Raw genomic sequence first — 1,948 nt, forward strand, 5'->3', positions numbered from 1 at the left:
GTAACCGGCATGAGCTCCCACGTCCGCAGTGATCAGTGAGCGCGGGCGTAGCGGATCGGCATCCAGTATTGCCGCAAGGCTTCGACCGCCGCGGGAATATCGGCGTGGGCGTTACGCAGAAATTTCTTGGTCTCGCGGCCGCTTCGTGGTGGTCCAAGCAGCGGTCGGCCCTGATCGTCGCGACAGTGCAGCAGGATCGGTAGAAGTAGGCCGTGATTGACGTTGGTGGCGTCCAGCAACGGTGCCCACGCCAATAGCTTGAGCCGCATCGCGGCGTAGAAGCCTTGGCACCATGGTCGCGGATCGACGTCTCCACTGGGTTTACGCCGGTGCATCGGCGCGAACCTGTCGGGTGCGGTCGAGAGGGTGTTGCTGATGTCGTTGTGACGCAGGGCGACGGCCGATATGGCTGCAAACTCCGGGGTGCCGCCGTGGTTGAAGGCATCGGCATCGATGGCGAGCAGCGGGCAGATCCAGTCGAGTGGGCTCATCGACACCGGTCCGGCCACGATTGCGGCGACGTAGCCGTCGAGCATGGGGAGATTGGTGGCGGCAGGTTGCTGATCGACCCGAGCCTGCAGCCATCGCTCGAGCTCCTCGAGTGGCATCGCGGCTGCCGCCATTGACGACGCTGCTTTATGACAACGCGGGCTCATGCCGCGGCCTGTGCGGTGCGCTGGCGCGCCGCCTTCCAGTGCCAGGCGAGCAGTTCGTGCAGTTGATGGCTCTTGGTTCCACCGGAGACGATGCGCTCCAGCACGTCGGTCAGATAGGCTTGCGGATCGAGCTCATGGAGCTTTGCGGTGTTCACGAGCGACGCGAGGATGGCCCAGCTCTCGGCACCGCCTTCGCTACCGCTGAACAAGGAGTTGCGTCTTCCCATGGCAATCGGGCGCATGGAACGCTCGACCGTGTTGGAATCGACCTCGACGCGGCCGTCGCGGAGAAACAGCGTCAGTCCGTCCCAGTGATTGAGCGCATAGTTGATCGCCTCTGTCAGCTTCGATTGGGAAAACAGCTGACCTACCATCTCAATCAGTCGCGCATTGAGCGCCACCATCAACGGGGCACTCCTGGTGCGGCGGGCGGCCAGCCGCTGCTCCGCACTACTGCCGCGGATCTCTGCCTCGATCGCATAGACCGCCTGCAGCCGTTCAATTACCTCGCGCGCGAATGGCGACTGCGTGGACTTGTACACCTCGACGAATTTGCGTCGAGCATGGGCGAGACAAAAGGCGAGCTGGATCGCGCCGCCATGACGGCGGGCCAGCGCCTTGTAGGCGGCATAACCGTCCACCTGCAGAATGCCGGAAAAGCCGGTCAACTGTCCGGCGATCTCCTCGGTGCCGCGGCCGTCGGCGAATACGTAGGCAACCGCCGGCGGCGAGGGGCCACCCCATGGCCGGTCATCCATAGCATGCGCCCAGAACTGGCAGATGCGGGGACGATGTCGTCCGGGATCAAGCACCGGCATCGGCGTCTCGTCGCAGAACACGCGCGGCGCGGCCTGAATGATCCGCAGCTGCAGCTCATAAAGGCTCCTGAGCCACCAAGCGGTACGTTTGACCCAACCGGCGAGTGTCGCGCGGTCAAGATGGATGCCCTGGCCGGCCAGAATCTGAACCTGCCGGTACAGCGGCAAATACCAGGCGAACTTCGAGACCACCACATGGCTCACGAGGGCCGTCGAGGCCATGCCGCCCTCAATCAGGCGCGGCAGCACTTTGGCCTGGACCACGCCATCGGTGCAGCCGCGGCAGCCGTATTTGGGACGGATCGTGCGCAGCACGCGCAGGAGCGCCGGGATCACGTCCAACACCTCGCTGACGTCCTCGCCGATCTTGTGAAGCTGGCCCAGGCAGCACGGGCAGGCCGTCACCTCCGGCTCCAGGACCTGCTCACAGCGCGGCAGATGCTTGGGCAACGCGCCGATGTTGCGGCGCGCCTT

The 1,948-nt window shown here is 64.6% G+C and carries 2 protein-coding genes; both read right to left on the reverse strand.

Annotated elements, in window-relative coordinates; translation table 11 throughout:
* Positions 1-32: 32 nt before the first annotated feature.
* A complete protein-coding gene (locus XI03_RS01660; RefSeq protein ID WP_271591110.1) occupies positions 33-623 on the reverse strand; it encodes a YecA/YgfB family protein in 591 nt (196 codons plus the stop codon).
* A 29-nt stretch (positions 624-652) separates the two neighbouring features.
* Positions 653-1,948, reverse strand: a 1,296-nt coding sequence (gene tnpC / locus XI03_RS01665; protein ID WP_271591111.1) for an IS66 family transposase, incomplete at its 5' end; no start/stop codon positions are given.

Origin of the sequence: Bradyrhizobium sp. CCBAU 65884 (genome assembly GCF_028128835.1) — a bacterium.
GTDB lineage: Bacteria > Pseudomonadota > Alphaproteobacteria > Rhizobiales > Xanthobacteraceae > Bradyrhizobium > Bradyrhizobium ottawaense.